This is a genomic window from Mycobacterium sp. NGS45, from assembly GCF_059812645.1.
On record NZ_JCALDB010000002.1, the window covers coordinates 252,336 to 267,996 of the forward strand.

The 15,661-nt window shown below is 69.3% G+C and carries 15 protein-coding genes and 1 pseudogene; 10 read left to right on the forward strand and 6 right to left on the reverse strand.

Annotation, left to right across the window (positions count from 1 at the left end; all coding sequences use genetic code 11):
• The first annotated feature begins 3 nt into the window (after positions 1-3).
• Genes AC5Y3P_RS03425 through AC5Y3P_RS03445 form a run of 5 tightly spaced genes read left to right on the forward strand, consistent with a single transcriptional unit; the run spans position 4 to position 5,183 of the window.
• Entirely contained in the window at positions 4-381 is a 378-nt protein-coding gene (locus AC5Y3P_RS03425) for a PPOX class F420-dependent oxidoreductase (RefSeq protein WP_500044487.1), read from the forward strand.
• Positions 382-427: 46 nt separating this feature from the next.
• Entirely contained in the window at positions 428-880 is a 453-nt protein-coding gene (locus tag AC5Y3P_RS03430) for an FxsA family protein (RefSeq protein ID WP_500044488.1), read from the forward strand.
• A gap of 35 nt (positions 881-915) precedes the next feature.
• Entirely contained in the window at positions 916-2,511 is a 1,596-nt protein-coding gene (locus tag AC5Y3P_RS03435) for an amidohydrolase (RefSeq protein ID WP_500044489.1), read from the forward strand.
• Positions 2,504-4,435 (forward strand): apolipoprotein N-acyltransferase, encoded by a 1,932-nt coding sequence (gene lnt / locus AC5Y3P_RS03440; protein ID WP_500044490.1) that lies wholly within the window; start codon positions 2,504-2,506, stop codon positions 4,433-4,435. The genes AC5Y3P_RS03435 and lnt overlap by 8 nt, the downstream gene beginning before the upstream one ends.
• A complete protein-coding gene (locus AC5Y3P_RS03445; protein WP_500044491.1) occupies positions 4,425-5,183 on the forward strand; it encodes a polyprenol monophosphomannose synthase in 759 nt (252 codons plus the stop codon). The genes lnt and AC5Y3P_RS03445 overlap by 11 nt, the downstream gene beginning before the upstream one ends.
• 88 nt (positions 5,184-5,271) lie before the next feature.
• On the opposite strand, the gene rbpA is transcribed toward AC5Y3P_RS03445, so the two are convergent.
• A complete protein-coding gene (gene rbpA / locus AC5Y3P_RS03450) occupies positions 5,272-5,610 on the reverse strand; it encodes an RNA polymerase-binding protein RbpA (protein ID WP_500044492.1) in 339 nt (112 codons plus the stop codon).
• 157 nt (positions 5,611-5,767) lie between these two features.
• Between rbpA and AC5Y3P_RS03455 the strand changes: the two genes are divergently transcribed.
• Positions 5,768-6,097: a hypothetical protein gene (locus AC5Y3P_RS03455; protein ID WP_500044493.1), complete on the forward strand. Its 330-nt coding sequence runs from the start codon at positions 5,768-5,770 to the stop codon at positions 6,095-6,097.
• A gap of 9 nt (positions 6,098-6,106) precedes the next feature.
• Here AC5Y3P_RS03455 and AC5Y3P_RS03460 read toward each other — a convergent pair whose 3' ends face one another.
• A complete protein-coding gene (locus tag AC5Y3P_RS03460; RefSeq protein WP_500044494.1) occupies positions 6,107-6,814 on the reverse strand; it encodes a hypothetical protein in 708 nt (235 codons plus the stop codon).
• 74 nt (positions 6,815-6,888) lie between these two features.
• Here AC5Y3P_RS03460 and AC5Y3P_RS03465 point away from each other — a divergent pair, with 74 nt between their 5' ends.
• Both AC5Y3P_RS03465 and AC5Y3P_RS03470 read left to right on the forward strand, forming a co-directional pair.
• Entirely contained in the window at positions 6,889-8,391 is a 1,503-nt protein-coding gene (locus AC5Y3P_RS03465) for a carboxylesterase/lipase family protein (protein WP_500044495.1), read from the forward strand.
• A 25-nt stretch (positions 8,392-8,416) separates the two neighbouring features.
• Positions 8,417-10,389 (forward strand): annotated as a pseudogene (locus AC5Y3P_RS03470) (DUF7064 domain-containing protein).
• Between the two features lie 48 nt (positions 10,390-10,437).
• On the opposite strand, the gene AC5Y3P_RS03475 reads toward AC5Y3P_RS03470, so the two are convergent.
• Entirely contained in the window at positions 10,438-11,151 is a 714-nt protein-coding gene (locus tag AC5Y3P_RS03475; RefSeq protein ID WP_500044496.1) for a FadR/GntR family transcriptional regulator, read from the reverse strand.
• Positions 11,152-11,273: 122 nt separating this feature from the next.
• Here AC5Y3P_RS03475 and AC5Y3P_RS03480 point away from each other — a divergent pair, with 122 nt between their 5' ends.
• On the forward strand, positions 11,274-11,774 hold the full coding sequence (locus AC5Y3P_RS03480; protein ID WP_500044497.1) for a gluconokinase: 501 nt from the start codon (positions 11,274-11,276) through the stop codon (positions 11,772-11,774).
• 5 nt (positions 11,775-11,779) lie between these two features.
• Positions 11,780-13,225 carry a GntP family permease gene (locus tag AC5Y3P_RS03485; protein ID WP_500044498.1) on the forward strand — a complete coding sequence of 482 codons (1,446 nt, stop codon included), beginning with the start codon at positions 11,780-11,782 and terminating at the stop codon, positions 13,223-13,225.
• Positions 13,226-13,280: 55 nt separating this feature from the next.
• Here the strand turns inward: AC5Y3P_RS03485 and AC5Y3P_RS03490 are convergent, their stop codons facing one another.
• From AC5Y3P_RS03490 to AC5Y3P_RS03500, 3 genes are all read right to left on the reverse strand, one after another.
• A complete protein-coding gene (locus AC5Y3P_RS03490) occupies positions 13,281-13,865 on the reverse strand; it encodes an RDD family protein (RefSeq protein ID WP_500044499.1) in 585 nt (194 codons plus the stop codon).
• 46 nt (positions 13,866-13,911) lie between these two features.
• Positions 13,912-14,850 carry a DoxX family membrane protein gene (locus AC5Y3P_RS03495; RefSeq protein WP_500044500.1) on the reverse strand — a complete coding sequence of 313 codons (939 nt, stop codon included), beginning with the start codon at positions 14,848-14,850 and terminating at the stop codon, positions 13,912-13,914.
• A 104-nt stretch (positions 14,851-14,954) separates the two neighbouring features.
• The gene (locus AC5Y3P_RS03500; RefSeq protein ID WP_500044501.1) at positions 14,955-15,527 is read right to left on the reverse strand and encodes a TetR/AcrR family transcriptional regulator; all 573 of its coding nucleotides are present in this window, start codon (positions 15,525-15,527) and stop codon (positions 14,955-14,957) included.
• Positions 15,528-15,661: the final 134 nt, after the last annotated feature.

The window sequence follows — 15,661 nt, forward strand, 5'->3', positions numbered from 1 at the left end:
GCCATGGCCTTGACCTTCGACGATGTCGCCGCCGCCAAGTACATCCTGTTGACCACCTTCACCAAGGACGGCCGACCCAAGCCCACCGCCATCTGGGCAGCCCCGGACGACGACGGACTCATCGTGATCACGCAGGCCAAGTCCTGGAAGGTCAAGCGGATCCGGAACACGCCGCGGGTCACCATCGCCAAGTGCGACGCGCGGGGCAACCCGAAGAGCGAAGCGGTCGAGGCCGTCGCCAAGATCGCCGAGTCGCGGACCGGCGACGCCTACGACGCGATCGGCCGGCGCTACGGGCTGATGGGCAAGATCTTCAACTTCTTCTCCAAGCTGCGCGGCGGCATGCAGAACAACGTCGCGCTCGAGATCGTCGCGGCATGACGGCCGGGCTGCGGAACCTCGACGCCTGCCCAACCGTTGCCCTGTCATGGTGAGGCGCTACTTCCTGGCATACCTGCTGGTCGAGTTGGCGGTGGTGATCGCGCTGACCGCCACGATCGGCTTCGGCTGGACGCTGCTGGCACTGCTCGCGGCGTTCGTGGCGGGTCTGCTGTTGGCCGGCTCCCAGCTGCGCCGGCAACTACTGGTGCTGCGCAGCGGACTGCGCGACCCCGGTGCCCAGGTGACCGACAGTGCCCTGGTCGCCCTGGGCACGCTGCTGGTCTTCGTGCCCGGTCTGGTCAGCAGCCTGGCCGGGCTGCTGATGCTGGCGCCGCCCACCCGCGCCGCGATGCGCCCGCTGGCTGCCGGTCTGGCCGCCCGCGGGGTGTCCCGGCGGGTGATGTTCGTGACACCGACCCGGGACTACATCGACGGCGAAGTCGTCGACGTCACCGACTGGCAGCCGGCGCGGCGCGCCATCCCGGTCGAGCCCGAATAGCCGCCCGGGCGAACGGGTCACTAGTTTCTTCTTCTGTGACGACGCTGCTACTCGGCGGGCGGATCTACAGCCCATCGCATCCCGACGCCACTGCGATGGCGGTCCGCGGAGACGTCATCGCCTGGCTCGGCAGTGATGACGTGGGCCGCGCCCAATTCCCGGACGCCGACGTGATCGACCTCGACGGTGGCTTCGTCGCGCCCGGATTCGTCGACGCCCATGTGCACGTCACCGCGACCGGCCTGACCCGCACCGGGTTGGACCTGCGGGCCGCCACCAGCAAAGCCGACTGCCTGCACCGGCTGAGCAGCTACGCCGGCACGCATCCGGATGGCCTGATCTGGGGGCACGGCTGGGATCAGGACCGCTGGCCCGCCGGCGACGGCCCGCTGACCACCGCCGAAGTCGACAGCGCGGCGCCCGGCCGGGTCAGCTACCTGGCCCGGATCGACGTACATTCGGCCGCCGCGTCCTCGCCGTTGCGGGCCAAGGTGCCGGACCTGGCCGATGCCGACGGATTTCATCCCGAGCTGCCGCTGACCGCCGACGCGCACCACCGGGTGCGTGGCTGCGCGCGGGATGCGCTGAGCCCGGTCCAGCGCGCCGCGGCCCGGTCCGCGGCGCTGGATGCATTCGCCGCGGCCGGCGTCGTCGCAGTGCACGAGTGCGCAGGTCCGCAGATCGGTGGGCGCACCGACTGGCAGGAGCTGCGCGACACCGCGCACGGCGTCGAAGTGGTCGGCTACTGGGGCGAGGCCGTGCACAGCGCGGCCCAAGCGCGGGAACTGCTGGCGGCCACCGGGGCGGCCGGGCTGGCCGGCGACCTGTTCGTCGATGGCGCGCTCGGTTCGCGCACCGCCTGGTTGACGCAGCCCTACGCCGATGCACCGCACTGCTGCGGCACCAGCTATCTCGACCACGACGCGATCGTCGCGCACCTGCTGGCCTGCACCGAGGCCGGTATCAGCGCCGGATTCCACGTGATCGGCGACGCCGCGGTGGCCGCAGTGGTGGCCGGTTTCGAACACGCCGTCAACCGGTTCGGGGTGCCGGCCGTCGCACGCTGCGGACATCGCCTGGAACACCTGGAGATGATCGATGCCGAGCAGGCCGCCGCGCTCGGCCGCTGCGGCGTGATCGCCAGCATGCAGCCGGCATTCGACGCCCTCTGGGGTGGGCCCGACGGCATGTACGCCCACCGGTTGGGGTTTGCTCGCGCTGCCCAACTGAACCCGTTCGCGCTGTTAGCATCGGCAGGCGTGCCTCTGGCTTTCGGCTCTGACAGTCCGGTGACCTGTATAGATCCCTGGGCGAGTGTGCATGCTGCGGCCGCCCACCGCACCGCGGGAGCGGCGATCTCGGCGCGCGCCGCGTTCGCGGCGGCCACCCGCGGTGGGTGGCGCGCCGGCGGCGTGCGGGACGGCGTGACCGGCACGCTGGTGCCCGGCGCGACCGCGTCGTACGCGGTGTGGGATGTCGCCGAGTACGAGGTGGCCGCGCCCGCCGACGCCGTCCAACGCTGGTCCACCGACCCCCGCTCGCGGGTGCCCGAACTGCCCAGGCTGGGCCCCGACGGGTCCCCGCTGGCCTGTCGACAGACCGTGCATCGGGGCCAGGTCATCCATGGCTAGACGCAAGCTGGACCCGGGCGAGGTGACCGAGGTGATCGCGCCGGTCACCGACGGCGAGCCCGACGACCTCGATCCCATCGAGGACCGCGACGACCTCGACGGTCTGGTCGAACCGAACGCAGTGGCCGAGGCACCCGATCGGGCCGCCGCCACATCCGGGCGCGACGGCTCCGATGACGACGCCGCCGCGAGCCCGCCGGCTCATCCGAGCCGAGCGGCCCGGATCGGTGCCTGGTTCCGGCCGCGGCTGCCGCGACAGCTGGCCTCGATCGCGGCCGGACTGCTGCTGTACGCCAGCTTCCCGCCGGTGAACTGGTGGTGGGCGGCGTTCATCGCGTTCGGTGTGCTCGCGGTGGTACTGACCCGGGAGGCCACCAGCATCCGCGGCGGCTTCGGATACGGCTATCTGAGTGGTCTGGCGTTCAACCTGCCGTTGCTGCCCTGGGTCGGGATCTTCGTCGGACCTGGGCCGTGGCTGGTGCTGGCCGCGCTGTGTGCGCTGTTCCCGGCGCTGTTCGGGCTGCTGGCCGTGCTGGTGCGCCGGGTGCCGGGCTGGCCGATCTGGTTCGCCCTGGTCTGGGTGCTGACCGAATGGCTCAAATCCGTCATCCCGTTCGGCGGGTTCCCGTGGGGTGTGGTCGGCTTCGGTCAGACCACCGGGCCGTTGCTGGCACTCGCGCAGCTGGGCGGGATTCCGCTGGTTTCGGCCGCGGTGGTGCTGGTCGGCGCGGCCGGCGCCGCCCTGCTGCTCGAGGTGATCGCGTGGTGGCGCCGGGACCGCAGTACCGCCGGCACCGATCTGCCGCCTGCGGTGCTGGTGCCCGGCGTGTGCATTGCCGCGGTGCTGCTGACCGTCGCGCTGGTGTATCCGCAGATCCGGCAGTCCGGCGCGGGCGCCGGTGACGATCCGGCGGTCACCGTTGCCGTCGTGCAGGGCAACGTGCCCCGGATGGGCTTGGACTTCAACGCGCAACGCCGAGCCGTGCTGGACAACCACGTCGCCGAGACGTTGCGGCTGGCCGAAGACGTGCGGACCGGGCGGGCCGCGCAGCCGCAGTTCGTGCTCTGGCCGGAGAATTCGGCCGACATCGACCCGCTGGCCAACGCCGATGCCCGCGAGCAGATCAGCACCGCGGCCCGTGCGATCGGGGCGCCGATCCTGGTGGGCGGCGTGGTCGCCGGCCCGAACTGGACGCCCGAGGTGCCCGCGTCGCGCAACACCGTGATCGTCTGGGATCCGGTCCGTGGTCCCGGCGTGCGGCACGACAAACGGATCGTGCAACCGTTCGGCGAGTATCTGCCGCTGCGCGGCGTGCTCCGGTACCTGTCCTCCTACGCCGACCGGGCCGGGTACTTCGAACCGGGCGACGGCGACGGTGTGCTGGACGCCGCCGGGGTGCCGATCGGTGTGGCCACCTGCTGGGAGGTGATCTTCGACCGGGCGCCGCGGCAATCGGTGCTCGAGGGCGCCCAGGTGCTGGCCGTGCCGACCAACAACGCCACCTTCGACGTCACCATGAGTGAACAGCAGCTGGCCATCGCCCGGGCCCGCGCGGTCGAACACGACCGGTACGTCGTGGTGGCCGGCACCACCGGGATCTCGGCGATCATCGCTCCCGACGGCCGGGAACTGGCCCGCACCGAATTCTTCGAACCGGACCACCTGGTCGGCCAGGTGCGGTTGAAGACGGTTCTGACCCCGGCCACGCAGTGGGGGCCGATTACCCAGTTCATCCTGGTGGCGGCAGGTTTTGCGGTCGTCCTGGCCGCTGCCGGCGCAGCCATCAGGCAGAATGGAATGTTCATGCGTCCGACTCGTCGCCGCCGGCAATCGCCGAGGACCGACAGCGCCGGGCCGACGACAGATTCGGATGCGCCCCGGGCGGATCCGAGCACGACCACCGAGGAGTCCCATGACCAGTGAGCGCACCAGCCAGCGCGTCCTGGTGATCATCCCCACCTACAACGAGCTGGAGAACCTGCCGCTCATCGTGGGCCGGGTGCACACCGCACGGCCCGACGTGCACATCCTGGTCGTCGATGACGGCAGCCCGGACGGCACCGGCGCGCTGGCCGACGAGCTGGCGCTGGCCGACCCGGATCGCGTGCACGTCATGCACCGCACCGCCAAGGACGGCCTGGGCGCGGCCTACCTGGCGGGGTTCGCCTGGGGTTTGGGCCGCGGCTACACCGTGCTGGTCGAGATGGACGCCGACGGCAGCCATGCCCCCGAGCAGCTGCACCGGCTGCTCGACGCCATCGACGAGGGGGCCGACCTGGCGATCGGTTCGCGCTACGTGCCCGGCGGGACGGTGCGCAACTGGCCGTGGCGGCGGTTGGTGCTGTCCAAGACCGCCAACACCTACTCCCGGTTGCTGCTCGGCGTCGACATCCACGACATCACCGCCGGCTACCGCGCCTATCGGCGAGAGGTGCTGGAGAAGATCGACCTGTCTGCGGTGGACTCCAAGGGGTACTGCTTCCAGATCGATTTGACCTGGCGCGCGGTCAACAACGGCTTCAAGGTGGTCGAAGTGCCGATCACGTTCACCGAGCGCGAGCTCGGGGTCTCCAAGATGAGCGGATCCAACATCCGCGAGGCCATGGTGAAGGTCGCCCAGTGGGGGATCGCGGGCCGGCTGGACCGGGCCCGCGGCGCGCAGTATCAATAGGCCGCGAACAGCTGCAAAAGACCGGTGCCCGCCTCGAAATTCGAGGCGGGCACCGGTCTCTTACAGGTCGGTCGGCGCCGACTGCAGATCAGTTGCCGCGGCGGCGTGCCTTGATGATGTCCAGCCGCTCCTTGAGCAGCTCCTCGAGCTCCTCGACGGAACGACGCTCGAGCAGCATGTCCCAGTGCGTCCGCGGCGGCTTGACCTTCTTGGGCTCGGGGGCTTCGCCTTCGATCAGGGTGCCCTCCAGACCGTTGCGGCAGGTCCAGGTACCGGGAATCTCGGCGTCATCGGCGAACGGAACGTCGAACTCTTCCCCGTTGTCGGTGCGGTACCGCGCGATCTGACGCGGCGCCAGGTCGTGGTTGCGGTCGGTCTCGTAGCTCACGGCTCCGAGCCGGCTGCCTCGCAGGACGCGATCGGCCATCGTCATCACTCCTCGTCTTGCGCGCCAGCGGCGCTGTAGGTTCGCCAAGATTCAACGCCCGGGGCCCGGGGAAGGTTCCCGATCCGGGCCGACGCGTTGGCTCCAGACCTAGAAGGATACCGGGAAAGCTCCGGCGCTCGGTCTAGAGTCGTCATCCGTGAGCCGTCGTGCCCGAACCCAACCCTGCCGTTGGTGCGGCCGGGAGGTGCCCGACGCCGGACTGGGTCGGCGTCGGCAGTACTGCCGACAGTCCTGCCGGCAGCGGGCCTATGAACAGCGCGCTCAAGTCCGGGGCACCGCAGTGCCCGCGGATGCCGTGGTGCTGACCGTCGACGAGGCCTCCGCGTTGTCCGACCGGGTCTATCAGGTGCGGTGCGCGGCCGAGGATGTCGCCACGGCCGTCGACGAGGGCGCCGACGCCGTCGAACTCAAAGAACTGTGCGTTGCCCTGCTGGCCGCGGCCAAGGCCGCTGACGGTTGGCGTTAGCAGAACCGCTCAGCTGCAGGCGAATTGCTCGGCGATGCCCTCCGGCGGCTCGGTCTCGGTCAGGCACCCGAACGGCTGCACACCGGTGTCGGCCAGTTTGAGTGCGCTGCGGTGCGCGAAGTTCACGCAGAACAGGCCGCCGGTGTCGGAGCGGCAGGCGAAGTCACCGAACCGCAACGAGCTGCCGTAGGGGAGTGCGGCGCCCTTACCCACCGCGAACGGCCCCGGATCGGCATGTGCGGAACCCACCGAGGCGGTGCTGCCGTCGAAGTCGACCCAGCCGGGCACCCAGTGGCCTTCCACCCCGGGGTTCTCGGTCGGGTTCTGCAGGGTCACCATGCAGGCCAGGTCGCCATCCAGGATCTTGGCGTCGGTGATGCACTGGGTCTTCCCGGACGGTGTGACGAAGGCGACATCACCGTCGAGCGTGCTGGTCACCCCGTCGCGGGTGGCGGTGCGGAAGTCATCGGGTTCGGCCGCGCTGCCGGCCTCCACCCAGGCGATCACCGCGCCGATATCGGTGCCGGCCGCCGGCGCGGTGGTCGGCACCTTGACCGACGTCGAGGCCGACGTCTGCGTGGTCGCGCTGGTGGTCGCGGTCGTGGTGGCCGGCGACGGCGTAATCGGCGTCAGGCCCGACGGCCCAGATCCGTCGTCGGTGGCCGTACCGCAGCCGGCGATCAGCAGGGCCGCGGCGGTCAGAGCGAGAAGGCGCATGATCGCCAGGTTAACGGCCGACGCGCCGGACGGGCGGGACCCAGCCCGCCGCCGGTGTTCGCTACCGTCGGATCATGCATGATCGCGTGGTCCAGGTGAGCACCAACTCCGGCGTCGTCGAGGGATTCACGGCCAGAGGCGTGAACCGGTGGCGTTCCATCCCATATGCCCGCGCCCCGATCGGGGAGCTGCGTTACCGCGCGCCGCAACCGGTGGCGCCGTGGCGCGGGGTGCGGCATTGTCATGCGTTTGCCAACTGCGCACCGCAGCAGCGGATGTACACCATGATCGGCTTGGGGCGGTACCAGCCGATGGGCGAGGACTGTTTGACGCTCAACGTGGTCGCCCCCGAGCAGCCGTCGCAATCGCCGCTGCCGGTGCTGCTGTTCATTCACGGCGGCGCCTACCTGCTGGGCAGTTCGGCCACCCCGATCTACGACGGCGGCTCATTGGCCCGCCGCGGGTGCGTGTTCGTCTCGGTGAACTACCGCCTCGGTGCGCTGGGATGTTTGGACCTCTCGGCGCTCTCGACGCCCGAGCATCCGATCGACTCCAACCTGTTCGTGCGCGACCTGGTGTTGGCGTTGCGCTGGGTGCAGGACAACATCGCGGCCTTCGGCGGCGACCCGGCCAACGTGACCATCTTCGGGGAGAGCGCCGGGGCGCATGCCGTACTCACCCTGCTGGCCGTTCCGGAGGCCAAAGATCTTTTCACCCAAGCGATTTCGGAAAGCCCGGCGGCGGGGCTGACCAGTTCGACCGAGGTGGCCGAAGAGTACGCCCACCGGTTCGCCAACATCATCGGGGCGCCCTCAGATCAGGCTGCCGCCGCCGTGATGGCAGCCGCCCCACAAGATCTGGTTGACGCCCTGGACCAGTTGATCGCCGACAGTGCCGACTCGTCGCACGGTGGCTTCCCGATCGGGCCGACCTGGGGCGACGACATCCTGCCGGTCGAACCGTTGGAGGCGATGCGCACCGGGCAGGCCTCCGGGGTGCCGTTGATCGTCGGCACCAACCGGCATGAGGGCAGGCTGTTCACCCGGTTCCTGAAGTTGTTGCCGACCACCGAACGCAAGATCGAGGCCGTGCTCGGCGGCGCCGGATCGGCTGTGCGGGACCGGATCATCGAGGCCTACCCGGACTACCCGGCGACCAACGCCTGCGTGCGGATCGGTGGCGATTACGCCTTCAGTGCCGCGGCCTGGCAGGTGGCCGATGCGCGTGCCGAGGTGGCCCCGACCTATCTGTACCGCTACGACTACGCGCCGCGCCCGCTGCACTGGTCGGGTCTGGGCGCCACGCACGCCACCGAGTTGTTCGCGGTGTTCGACGTATACCGCTCCCGACTGGGTGCGGCGCTCACGCTGGCCGGAGACCGCAAGGCCGCCGGCCGGGTCACCCGGGATGTGCAGTCCCGTTGGTTGGAGTTCGCCCGCACCGGGGTGCCCGGCCCGGACTGGCCGGCCTACGACCTCGCCGCACGTCCGGTGCGGGTGTTCGACCGGCAACCTCGGTTGGAGTACGACCCGCACGCGCGGCGCCGTAACGCCTGGGCCGGCTTTCCGGCGTCCTGAGCCAAGTACTTGACACCTGTCATAGATTGATGCGGTGCGCATCGGGACTCCCAATGATCTGACCGAAGACTGGCTGACCGAGGTGCTCGGTCACCGCGTGACCGGCTTCGCCCACCAGCGAATCGGCACCGGCCAAGTCAGCGAGTGCTACCGGGTGGCGCTGAGCTACGCCGACGATCCGGGCCCGGAGTCGGTGGTGCTCAAGGTGGCTTCGGGGGATCCGACCAGTCGGCAAACCGGGTTGGCGATGGGCCTCTACGAGCGGGAAGTGATGTTCTACGCCGACATCGCACCGCGGCTGACCGGGCCGGTGGCGCGCTGTTACCACCACGACTTCGACCCGGAGACCGGGATCTTCGACCTCCTGCTCGATGACGCCGCCCCCGCGGTGCAGGGCGATGAGATCGCCGGTGCCACAATCGATCAGGCCAGACTGGCGGTCACCGAGCTGGGTCGTATTCACGGTCCGCTGATCGGCGACCCGGCGCTGGCCGACTCGGCCTGGCTGAACCGTGCGACCCCGGTCGATCAGGCGCTGATCACCGGGCTGTACGCGGCTTTCACCGACCGCTACGGCGATCGGATGACCGATGAGCAGCGCCAGATCTGCCAACGGTTGGTGGACTGCTTCGATGACTATCTGGCAGCCGAAGGCGCCGCAAACCGGCCGATGGGCCTGGTGCACGGCGACTACCGGCTGGACAACCTGCTGTTCGGCCAGCCGGGCTCGGATCGGCCGCTGACCGTGGTGGATTGGCAGACCGTGACCTGGGGGCCGGCCATGACCGACCTGGCCTACTTCTTGGGTTGCGCGCTGGGAACCGAGGACCGCAAAGCGCACTGGGAGGAGTTGGTCGGCGCCTATCACCAGGGGCTCGGCCCGGACACCGCGCTGCACCTGGTCGATGTCCGCGACGGAGTGCGCCGGCAGAGCTTCATGGGTGTCACCATGACGCTGATCGCCTCGATGGTGGTGGAGCGCACCGAACGCGGCGACGCCATGTTCCTGGCCATGCTGGAGCGCAACTGCAGCCACGTGCTGGACACCGACGCGCTGTCGGTGCTGCCGTGACCGACGCCCCGCTGCGCCCCACGCCGGCCGACGACGGTTCGCATCAGCCCGACGCCGAAACGCTGTGGAACGAAAGCTGGTACTTCGACTTCGTCGACGGCGCACAGGGTTTGGCCGGTTGGATCCGGGTGGGGCTTTACCCGAATCAGGGCCGCTCCTGGATCAACGCGATGCTGTGCGGCCCGGACCTGCCGACCATCGCGCTCAACGACTTCGACGCACCGGTTCCGGCCGAGTTCACCGAGCTCCGCACCGACGACGTCGTCTTGACCCAGCACATCATCGAACCACTGCAGACCTTCCGCGCCACCGTCAGCGGTCGGGGCCAGGCCTATGACGATCCGGCGCAGCTGCTGCGGGGTGGGGCGGGCCGGCCCGTGCAGGCCGAGCTGGATCTGGTGTGGACCACCGCCGGGGAGCCCTACCAGTACCGGGTCACCACGCGCTACGAGATTCCGTGCGTGGTCAGCGGCACCGTCACGGTCGACGGTGTCAGTCACCAACTGGACGCGGTACCCGGTCAGCGCGACCACTCCTGGGGAGTGCGGGACTGGTGGGGGATGGACTGGGTGTGGCACGCCCTGCACCTCGAGGACGGCAGCCATCTGCACGGCGTCGAGCTGCGGATCGCCGACGTCGACCCGTTCGGCTTCGGGTACCAGCAGTACCCCGGCCGGCCGCTGATCGAACTCACCGGTATCACCGGCCAAGAGACGTTCTCCGACAACGGTTTACCGGTTTCCGGCCGAATCGGCCTGCAGCCCGGTGACGTGCGGCTGGACTACCGGGTGGTGGCGCATGCGCCGGTGCGGTTGGTCGCCGACGACGGTCGGATCTCCGAGTTCACCCGGGCCTGGGTGGCGGTCGAAACCGCCGACGGCCGCCGCGGGGCCGGCTGGATGGAGTGGAATCGCAACCTCGGCTGATGCAGCTGCGCGCTCGCGTCGTCGAGATCAGCGCGGCGCAAGCCCGAGTCAGTCCGGTCGCGCACCAGATCCGGTGTCGGGCGCCGCGCCGGCCGACCGATCCAGCAGTGCGCGCATCGCGGCTTCAGCGGCCTGCTCGTCGCGCAACCGGACTGCCCGGGCCACTTGATCGTGCAGTTCGGGCGCCGCCGGATCGGGCAGTTCGAAGACTTCGGTGGGTTCGGTCAGCACTTCGGCCACCACGGTGGCCAAGGCCTGGAACATCTCGTTACCGCTGGCCTCCAACAGGGTGCGGTGGAAGGCCAGATCGGCATCCAGATAGCCGGGCCGATCACCGGCGCGAGCATGAATCACCATGTCGGACACCGCAGCTGCCAGTGTCCGGCACTGCTGTGGATCGGCGCGCCGGGCGGCCAGGGCCGCGGCGGTCGGTTCGAAGCCACGCCGCAGTTCGGCCAGCGAGGCGAGCTGCGCGGCCCGGTCGCCGGCGGCCAACCGCCACCGGATCACCCTGGGATCGAAGACATTCCAGCCGTCGGCGGCTTGGATGGTGATGCCCACCCGGCGCCGTGAGGCCACCATGCCGAGCGCCTCGAGCACTCGGATGGCTTCGCGCGCCACACTGCGCGACACCTGATGGTCGACGGCCACACCATCGAGGGTCAACACCTGCCCGGCGGCCAGCTGACCCGAGACGATCCCGGTGCCCAGCGCTTCGACCAAGGTGCCGTGTAGCTCACCGGTATTGGTTGCCAGCACCACGCATACATCCTGTCATATCGCGTCTTGACTGGATTCAAAGCTGATCTTCTGGTCAATCCGGTGTAGTCGTCCGATCATTGCGACAGGATGTGGGCGGGCCGATTCGAACGGAAGGTGGTCAGATGACGTCACCGGTCGTGGTCATGGGAGTCTCGGGGTCGGGCAAGTCGGTGGTCGGCGCCGCGCTCGCGCAGCGACTACGGGTGCCGTTCGCCGACGCCGACGACCTGCATCCGGAAACGAACATCGCCAAGATGTCCGCCGGTACCCCGCTCGACGACGACGATCGATGGCCCTGGCTGGAACGCATCGGTGAGTGGCTGACCGCCCATGCCGACGGTGGGGTGATGGCCTGCTCGGCACTCAAGCGGCGTTACCGCGACCAGTTGCGCAGTCATCAACCCGACACCCTGTTCCTGCACCTGGCCGGCAGCTTCGAGTTGATCGCCCGACGGCAGGCCAGTCGGCCCGGACACTTCATGCCGCCCGCGCTGCTGCAATCACAGTTCGACACCCTGGAACCTCTGGCCGCCGACGAGCACGGCGTGACCATCGACGTCGGCCAGAGCATCGACGCCATCGTCGAGGAGTACCTGACTCACACCCCCGGAACGGATCGGTGACCGAAATGCACTCAGCCGTGACGGTTTTGGCCGACGCGCCGGAACTCATCACGCCGGTGGCCGCCGGCTGGCAGCTGATCGCGGCCTTCCTGGCCGGCATCGCGGTGATCGTCGTGCTGATCACCGCGGTCAAGCTGCATCCGTTCCTGGCGCTGATCTTCGGTGCCCTCACCGTCGGATGCACGCCGATCGCGTTGAGCTACCTCGAGCACGTGTTCACCGGCAGCGCAGTGCGCGGTTGGGGATTGTCGACCGCGCTGGCCGCGTTCAGCAGCGGCTTCGGCAGCACGGCAGCCAGCGTCGGCACCCTGATCGCGCTCGGCGCGATGTTCGCCAAACTGTTGGCCGACTCCGGAGGTGCCGACGAGATCGTCGACACCATCGTCGGGCACGCGTCACCGCGCACGTTGCCCTGGGCGATGGCGGCCGTAGGCGCCATCATCGGCTTGCCGATGTTCTTCGAGATCGGTCTGGTGCTGTTGATGCCGGTGATCTACCTGGTGGCCCGACGTTCCGGGCTGTCGTTGATCGCGGTCGGAATCCCCGCGCTGGCCGGCTTGTCGGCCATGCACGGTTTCGTGCCACCCCATCCGGGTCCGGTGGCTGCGGTCGATCTGCTCGACGCCGATCTGGGCCTGACCCTGGGCCTGGGTGTGCTGGTCGCGTTACCCACCATCGTGGTGGCCGGCCCACTGTTCGGCCGGCTCGCCGGTAGGTGGGTGGTGGTCGGCGCACCCGACACCTTCGACTCGGCCCGCGCCGAGGCCGGTCCCGACGTGCGTCGCCCGTCATTCGCCGCGACCTTGACCACCGTGCTGTTGCCGGTGGTGCTGATGATGGGCAAAGCGGTCGCCGACGTCGTGATCGAAGACGAAACTCAATGGTTCAGAAGGATTTTCGACGGGCTGGGGACGCCCGTGGTGGCGTTGCTGCTGGCCGTCGTGGTCGGGATGGTCACCCTGGGACGCGGCGCCGGCATGGGTCGCGCCGAGATCATGAAGTCGGTTGAATCGGGGCTGCCGCCGGTCGCCGGCATCATCATGATCGTCGCGGCCGGCGGCGGCTTCAAACAGGTCCTGGTCGACACCGGGATCGGCACGCTGCTGGCCGAATGGGCTGACCGGGCCAACATCTCGGTGCTGCTGTTGGCCTGGCTGCTGGCGGTGCTGATCCGACTGGCCACCGGCTCGGCGACGGTCGCCACCATCACTGCGGCGTCGCTGGCCCTGGGTCTGGTAGACGGCATGAGCAGCGGCGAGGTGTCGCTGGTGGTGCTGGCGGTGGGTGCCGGATCGCTGTTCTTCTCGCACGTCAATGACGCCGGATTCTGGTTGGTCAAGGAGTACTTCGGTCTCGGCGTGGGTCAGACCATCAAGACCTGGTCCATCATGGAGACCGTGCTGTCGGTGTCCGGCCTGATCGTGGTGCTGGCCTTGGACCTGGTCATCTGACGATTTCGGTGCGCCAGGGGGCGCTGAGCGCCCCCTGGCGCACCGAAATCGCGAGTCAGGCGTTCTCCAGCACCTGTGTGCCACCGGCCATTTCGTCGTGCTTGCCCTGTTTGGTCGGGCTGCTGCTGATGGTCACCGCGATCACGATGTAGGCAATCAAGGCCAGCACCGGACCCAGACAGGGAATCAACGCCAACAGCGTGAACAGGTTGCGGGTCGCGGCCTGCGAAGCCGTGGGCAGCGGCGCGCCGTGCGGGCCGAGTACCCGCAGACCCAGCAACTTCTTGCCCGGGGTCCAGCCCTTGCTGGATTCGAACAGCAGGAAGTAGATGAATGTCAGCAGGCCCGAGAAGATACCGACGCTCAGCATGCCCGGACTCATGCCCAACCACTCGCCGTCGAACAAGCCGCCCAGCAGGAAGCCCAGCAGGCCGGCCACGATGTTGACGATGATGCCGTCGATGATCCGGGCCAGGAACCGCAATCCCAGCCCGCCCGGTTGGGCGCTCCCGGTCGGCGCCCATCCCGGCTGCGGCGGATAGCCGCCGGCCGCTCCGTACGACGGGGGCGGTGGCGGATAGTTGCCCGGCGGCGGGAATTGTGGCGGCGGATTGTTCGGATCGAAGTCACCTGTCGACATGGGCGCCAATCTACCCGCGCGGTCGGAGTCCGCGGGGTGATCGGGTTCAGTGCGCACGCCGAAGGCGCCGACGCCTGCGTGCCTCACTGGCCAGGTCCTCGCCGCGATCACGTGCGGTCTCAGCCAGTTCCACACCCCGATCACGCGCCGTCTCGGCGAGTTCGGTGCCGCGGTCGCGGGCGGTCTCGGCGAGTTCGGTGCCGCGTTCGCGGGCGGTCTCGGCGAGTTCGGTGCCGCGGTCGCGAGCGGTTTCGGCCAACTCGGCAGCGCGTTCGCGGGCCGTTTCGAGCCACGGCGCGCTGCGCTCGGCGGCCACCGCAGCCAGTTCGGTGCCACGCTCCCGGGCCGCCGCCAGCAGCGGTGCGCCGCGTACGGCGGCCACCGTCGCCAGCTCCCGGCCACGCTCGGCGCCGACGTGCAAGCCTTCGCTCAGGTTGTGCCCGACCCGCTCCCCGAGATCGACGACGCGCTCACCGAAGTCGTTGTCCAGCACCGAGTCCGACGACCCGGGCAGGGCGTTGACGACGGTTTCGCCGAAGTGCTGGGCGGCCCGCCGGCCGCGCCACCCCAATGACGGCTTTCCGGCGGTGTCGGCCGCGGCGATGATCAGCCCGCCGAGCAGACTCAGATCGGTGAGGAACTCCCGACGCTTGGCGGCCTTCCGTTCCGGGTCGGTCTCCGACCAGAACATGTGCGAGCCCAGATTGGCCGGGATCACGGTGGTCGCCAACGCGGCCGACGCCAGTCGCGGCACCCGGCCGCTGGCCAACAACAGTCCACCACCGATCTGCACGGCGGCGGTCACCCGGGCAAAGGTCTCGGCGTCTCGGGGCACGTAGGAGCCGACCGGATCCGGTAGCCGCGCTAGACCTTCCAACGTGGGACGGGTGGCATCAGCTGCGGGTTTCGGGCTACGCAAGGCATCGATACCTTGGCCGATGAACGCGGCAGCGAGCAGGGGACGGGCGATTCTGCGGAGCAACATGGCAGCGGTGTTCCCCGAACTCGGCCCAGACAAACCAGTCCGTTGCGGGTGACCGGGGGCCAGCACCGGGTCCAGCACAGGATTCGGTCAGCAAACGAGGTGGATCAGGCCAGCAGCCGTCGCGCCGAGCGCTCCAGCAGGTCTGCGATCTGTTGGTAGGACGCGTAGCCCATGCCCGCACGCACCAGCGCACCGGCATAGAGCAGTTCCAGGGATTCGACCAGAGCCGGGTCGGCATCCGGCCCGAGCGCACTGGTGAGCCGTTGGTTGATCTCCAGCCCGATGCGCAACCGCAAATGCTCGACGTCGGGATCCTTACCGAGCAACGCGGTGGTCACCGCGGCGGCCAGTTCGGGCTCGTCGGCGAGCAGAAGAGCGATGTGGCGCAACACGCCCACTACCCGCTCGACCGGGTCGGCGGACTCGGCCGGCGGCGCCGGCGCAGCGGTCAGTCGCCGCCAGAACACCTCGGCGACCAGATGCTCCTTGGAGGAGAAGTAGGTGTAGGCGGTGGCCGCGCCCACCCCGGCCTCCGCGGCCACCATCCGAATGGTCAGACCGGCGTAGCCGCGTCGACTGAGAACCTCGACCGCGCAGCGTCCCAGCCGGTCTACCGTCTCGGCCTGCTTGGCGGTGAGTCGACGCCGTGTTGCCTCCCGAGCTACCGGTTCGGACACATGTCCGGACGCTACTACAACGCTCTGGCACCGGCAAGGACACCCGCTGACGATCAGCACCGCTCACCGGGTTAGGTTGCCTGGGTGACCGATCACCACGCCGCCGCAACCAGCCCCGTCGACACCGCGCGGTT

Coding starts and splice junctions, on each gene's coding strand:
- AC5Y3P_RS03490 (WP_500044499.1), bottom strand. CDS start 13,865: ATGTCGACAGGTGACTTCGATCCGAACAATCCGCCGCCACAATTCCCG.
- AC5Y3P_RS03460 (WP_500044494.1), bottom strand. CDS start 6,814: ATGCGCCTTCTCGCTCTGACCGCCGCGGCCCTGCTGATCGCCGGCTGC.
- AC5Y3P_RS03465 (WP_500044495.1), top strand. CDS start 6,889: ATGCATGATCGCGTGGTCCAGGTGAGCACCAACTCCGGCGTCGTCGAG.
- AC5Y3P_RS03445 (WP_500044491.1), top strand. CDS start 4,425: ATGACCAGTGAGCGCACCAGCCAGCGCGTCCTGGTGATCATCCCCACC.
- AC5Y3P_RS03425 (WP_500044487.1), top strand. CDS start 4: ATGGCCTTGACCTTCGACGATGTCGCCGCCGCCAAGTACATCCTGTTG.
- AC5Y3P_RS03480 (WP_500044497.1), top strand. CDS start 11,274: ATGACGTCACCGGTCGTGGTCATGGGAGTCTCGGGGTCGGGCAAGTCG.
- AC5Y3P_RS03495 (WP_500044500.1), bottom strand. CDS start 14,850: ATGTTGCTCCGCAGAATCGCCCGTCCCCTGCTCGCTGCCGCGTTCATC.
- AC5Y3P_RS03485 (WP_500044498.1), top strand. CDS start 11,780: ATGCACTCAGCCGTGACGGTTTTGGCCGACGCGCCGGAACTCATCACG.
- AC5Y3P_RS03430 (WP_500044488.1), top strand. CDS start 428: ATGGTGAGGCGCTACTTCCTGGCATACCTGCTGGTCGAGTTGGCGGTG.
- lnt (WP_500044490.1), top strand. CDS start 2,504: ATGGCTAGACGCAAGCTGGACCCGGGCGAGGTGACCGAGGTGATCGCG.
- rbpA (WP_500044492.1), bottom strand. CDS start 5,610: ATGGCCGATCGCGTCCTGCGAGGCAGCCGGCTCGGAGCCGTGAGCTAC.